The following is a 5,070-nucleotide window of genomic DNA, read 5'->3' as shown; positions in this document are numbered from 1 at the left end:
AAAGTAGAGGACGACCAATGGATGTAGGCAATTATATCCCTTTCAAAAATCGTTCCAAAGCACAAAAAGACTATGAGAAGTTTTTCATGCGTTTGACGTGATTCATGAATCGAAATACTTGACAACAAACGGGGAGGATGGTAAAATAAAAAAGGGAATACTATTCCTTAAGTGATATAAAAATATGGGAGAATTTATGCGACATAATTCATCGGCACAGTCTGATAAAAGATTGCGCTTTTCTATTCGTAAGTTTAAAGCTGGAGTGGCTTCAGTAGCGATTGCGGCATTTTGGATAACCAATGGTGCTCCAGTTGTTTCCGCTAATACAGAAGCTACAGCTACCGAAGCACCAGTTACAACTGTTGATTCAGAAAATCAAAGTACAACAGCTGACCAGAAAATTACCGATCAAGCAACTACCAAACCAACTTTAGATATTGAGAAAAGTGAAGCGGAAGTTGCAACTGGTAAAGAAACTTTAGCATTAGCAGCAGTACCTACTCAAAATAAGTCAGCTTTAGAAACTGCTTTGAATCGTGCTGCAGCTTTGGACCGTTCTAGTTTGCCAGCCGATCAATTGGCACAAATTGATTACCTGACAAATGCTGCTGCAGCTGTTTCAAGTCAGGAAGAAATTAATGAATTAGCCACAATCTTAAATTCCTATTTGGATCGTCTTTCAGCTATGGCAGTCGCAACACCGGCATCTGCTGGAACCGAACGTGCAGTAGCTGATAGGAAAAAAGGAGCAACTTTTGTAGCTGCTGATGGGGTAACGATTAAAGAGGTTGATGGTACAGCAACTTCAGCGATCCCAACTACTGGCTTTACCTCAACAGAACCAACTGTGATCAATATGCAAACTGGCCAGCCTGGTACAAATAGCTCTACGCCAACAACTGTTCACCACGACCCATCTAAGCAAACCTTTGCTGTGATTTACACGGCTCATCTAGGAAACCGTAATAACCCATATGTCGGGTTTGAGGATTCAGGAAAAATTTGGTTTAACTCTAGTGGAGATTATAATACTTCTGAGAAAAAAGGTCTCTTTGGGAAAAAAGAATACACTCGTGTTGACCAAATTGCTTTTTCAACCGATAAAAATGGATCAGGTAACGTTTACGCAACCTACTATGACAAGAGTGGGAATGTTGTTAAGCAAGACCAATTTGCTGCTGGCCAGCCAAAGACCATTACTTATGGTACAGGTGGAGAGGCTTATCACTTCATCTATAACCCAAATAATAATTCTCCATATGTGTCAGTTTATGGGCCTCACCCAGACGGCTGGTTCAACGAATTGTATACTAACTATACTAAACCAGTCAACTGGCTGACATCTAATAGACACTTGGGATATGGCTGGTATGTGCCACGTTTGGTAGATAGGCCAACTTACTACAAGGTTGAAGGTACAAATCAACTTCTTGGGACAGTCATTCAAACAGAAATGGCTGGATATAAAGTTCAAACTGCTGCACCACAAGAGATTAAAACTGCAGATGGCAAGACCTATCAGCTAGTTCCAGAAAAAACAGAAAATCCAACTGGGCAAATCAGTCCATTCACCAAAAAAGGTGATAAAGTTACCGTAGGAACAGACTATGGGTATCGCATCGAATTTGAAAAGATTAACGATACAGACCTATCTCTGCGTTGGACCGTTTTAACACCAGACGGTCAGCCGACAGTTGCTACAGGTGGGACAATTGGTACAGGTGGTGCTGATACCATCCATCACCCTAATGAAACAACGGGAATTGTGAATCTTGGAGATAAAATTCACACGACAACTATAAAAACGCCTTATTATGAAAATGCTATTACTTACTTTATTTCTCATCTAGATAACAACCCTACTTCAACTACTTATTACTATAAGGAAATTAAGACGGAAGAGAAAAAAGGAAGTGTAGAAACTCACTACCATATCGTTGATAAAGCTGGTAATGTAGTAACCCAGGATGCTATTGCTAAAGAAGCGGTTGTGACAGACGCGCCAGAAAATAGTGAGTATGATGCGACATCTAAGAAGAAACCAGAGATCGAAGTTGGCGGTAAAACTTATGTCTTGGTAACACCAGAGACTAGCAAGCATCCAGCAACAGATGGAGCTTCTGAAACAGGTCAAGTAGAAGCAGACAAGATTAAGGTCGTTAACTACTACTATGTTGAAAAAACAGTAGAAGCACCTAAGACAGGCAATGTCGAAGTTAAATATTTCACACTTGAAAACGGTCAATCAACCCCATTGTCTGGTAACGCTGAAGGCTTGAACGACAAACCGTCTGTTAATGCAGTTGAAGTTGATACCAAGGATGGAAAAGAAGGGGATAGCTACGATACGACAGATCTTCGTCCAAGTAGCATTACAGATGCTAACGGAGTGAAGTGGGTACTTTCGCCTTCTGATACTGGTGGAGATGATGAGAAAGGAACTGTTGAAGCAGGCAAAACCAAGGTTGTAGAATATTACTACATTAAAGAACCTGCAAAAACGGGTTCAGTAGTCGTCAATTATGTTGATACAGAAGGAAATGTTCTGCAACAACAGTACACTGATACTAAGGATGCTCCAGTAGGGAAATCATACGATGCTACTGAGAACAATGAAAAACCATCAGAAATTATCAAAGATGGCAAAACCTATGTTCTTGCCCCAGCTGGAAATTATCCGATTGGTGAAGTAACGGAAGATAACAACCTTCGTTCGTCTAATAAAGAAGAATATAAACTAGCCATTGATGCTATCAAAGGTGAGATTATCCCAGGTGAACGTGCAGTTACTTATGTGTATAAGCTCAAAGAAGATACACCAGAAGCACCAAAACCAACTGGTAACGTGACTGTAGAACACATCACGACAACAGGTGAAGTGTTGAAACCAGAAACACCAGTGAAGACCAATGAGCCAACCGGTACGCCATACGAAACCAAACCAGAAGACAAGATTGTCACTGAAGATGGCCGTACGTTTGTTTATAAGGAAGTGAAGCAGGATTCAGCACCTCCGACAGGAACCGTTACTGAAACACCACAAAAAGTCACTTACGTCTATGAAGAGGTGAAGGGTGATGTTAAGGTTCACTACGTGAATGAAGCTGGTGAAACCATCAAGACATCTGTTGTGGATACGCCAGAAAGCCCAATAGGCACAAGCTATAACACAGCAGATGATAACAAGCCAAGCCGCATCACGACAGAAGACGGCAAGGTTTATGAGTATGTTCGTGTTCAAGAAGGCTCAGCTCCTGAAGAAGGTAAGGTCGTTGAAGGCACAACTAATGTGACTTACGTTTACCGTGAAGTACCTAAGACACCGGAAACACCAACACCAGAAGCACCACAACCAACTGGTAACGTGACTGTAGAACACATCACGACAACAGGTGAAGTGTTGAAACCAGAAACACCAGTGAAGACCAATGAGCCAACCGGTACGCCATACGAAACCAAACCAGAAGACAAGATTGTCACTGAAGATGGCCGTACGTTTGTTTATAAGGAAGTGAAGCAGGATTCAGCACCTCCGACAGGAACCGTTACTGAAACACCACAAAAAGTCACTTACGTCTATGAAGAGGTGAAGGGCGATGTTAAGGTTCACTACGTGAATGAAGCCGGTGAAACCATCAAGACATCTGTTGTGGATACGCCAGAAAGCCCAACAGGCACAAGCTATAACACAGCAGATGATAACAAGCCAAGCCGCATCACGACAGAAGACGGCAAGGTTTATGAGTATGTTCGTATTCAAGAGGGGTCAGCTCCTGAAGAAGGTAAGGTCGTTGAAGGCACAACTAATGTGACTTACGTTTACCGTGAAGTACCTAAGACACCGGAAACACCACAACCAACTGGTAACGTGACTGTAGAACACATCACAACAACAGGTGAAGTATTGAAACCAGAAACGCCAGTGAAGACCAATGAGCCAACCGGTACGCCATACGAAACCAAACCAGAAGACAAGATTGTCACTGAAGATGGCCGTACGTTTGTTTACAAGGAAGTGAAGCAGGATTCAGCACCTCCGACAGGAACCGTCACTGAAACACCACAAAAAGTGACTTACGTCTATGAAGAGGTGAAGGGTGATGTTAAGGTTCACTACGTGAATGAAGCCGGTGAAACCATCAAGACATCTGTTGTGGATACGCCAGAAAGCCCAACAGGCACAAGCTATAACACAGCAGATGACAACAAGCCAAGCCGCATCACGACAGAAGACGGCAAGGTTTATGAGTATGTTCGTATTCAAGAGGGGTCAGCGCCTGAAGAAGGTAAGGTCGTTGAAGGCACAACTAACGTGACTTACGTTTACCGTGAAGTGAAACAACCTATTATACCAACTCTTTTGACTCCAAATCATCTGAGTCAACCTACTATTGAGAATCAGCCAGCTAAAGAAGTAATTAAGCAAGCATCAGCTTCAAACCAAGTACTTCCAAATACAGGAGAAAAAGCGTCAACGGCTGTTGTAATAGGATCGATTGCAACAGTAATTGGTTTAATCGGTTTGCGTCGTCGTAAAGAAGATTAAATTATTATCCATTACTATGTGGCTCTTTGTCAACTGTAGTGGGTGACTTATAGCTAAAGACGAGAGGAGACGAGATTCGTCTTCTCTTTTTTGATGTTCAAAGCGATTAAGATACGTTTCTTGAAATTGTCAAAGTTCTTGTAACCAAAGGCATTGCGTTTGATATCTTTGATGAGTTTGTTAGTGGCCTCAAGTTTAGCGTTAAAATAAGGCAATTCAATGGCGTTAGTGATATAGTTTTTATAGCGAATAAACGTGTTCAAAGCGGTTTTAAAGGTGCGATTAAGATGAGGTAACGTGTCTTGAATTAATCCCCAAAACTGGTCAGTATTCTTCTCTTGTAGATGGAATAGGAGTAGTTGGTACAGGTCGTAGTAATCTTTAAGTTCAGGTACTAGAGTAAAGATTTTATTCAGACACTCCCTAGGAGTTAAGGTTTCTCTAAATGTTCGATCATAGAACGCCTTAAGAGAGAGTTTCCGACTATAAATTTCCAGTAGTATTTAAGAGCTCTGTATTCA

At 41.7% G+C, this 5,070-nt stretch carries 1 protein-coding gene and 1 pseudogene; one reads left to right on the top strand and one right to left on the bottom strand.

From position 1 onward, the window contains the following. The first annotated feature begins 196 nt into the window (after positions 1-196). Positions 197-4,549 carry a MucBP domain-containing protein gene (locus ACFPQ3_RS08275; RefSeq protein ID WP_380434024.1) on the top strand — a complete coding sequence of 1,451 codons (4,353 nt, stop codon included), beginning with the start codon at positions 197-199 and terminating at the stop codon, positions 4,547-4,549. 53 nt (positions 4,550-4,602) lie between these two features. On the opposite strand, the pseudogene ACFPQ3_RS08270 reads toward ACFPQ3_RS08275, so the two are convergent. Continuing rightward, positions 4,603-5,070 (bottom strand): annotated as a pseudogene (locus ACFPQ3_RS08270) (transposase); the annotation flags it as partial.

This window comes from Streptococcus caledonicus (assembly GCF_042656225.1).
In the GTDB taxonomy this organism is placed as follows: Bacteria; Bacillota; Bacilli; order Lactobacillales; family Streptococcaceae; genus Streptococcus; species Streptococcus caledonicus.
Note: the sequence above shows the minus strand (reverse complement) of the source record. Positions and strands in the feature narration are given on the sequence as shown.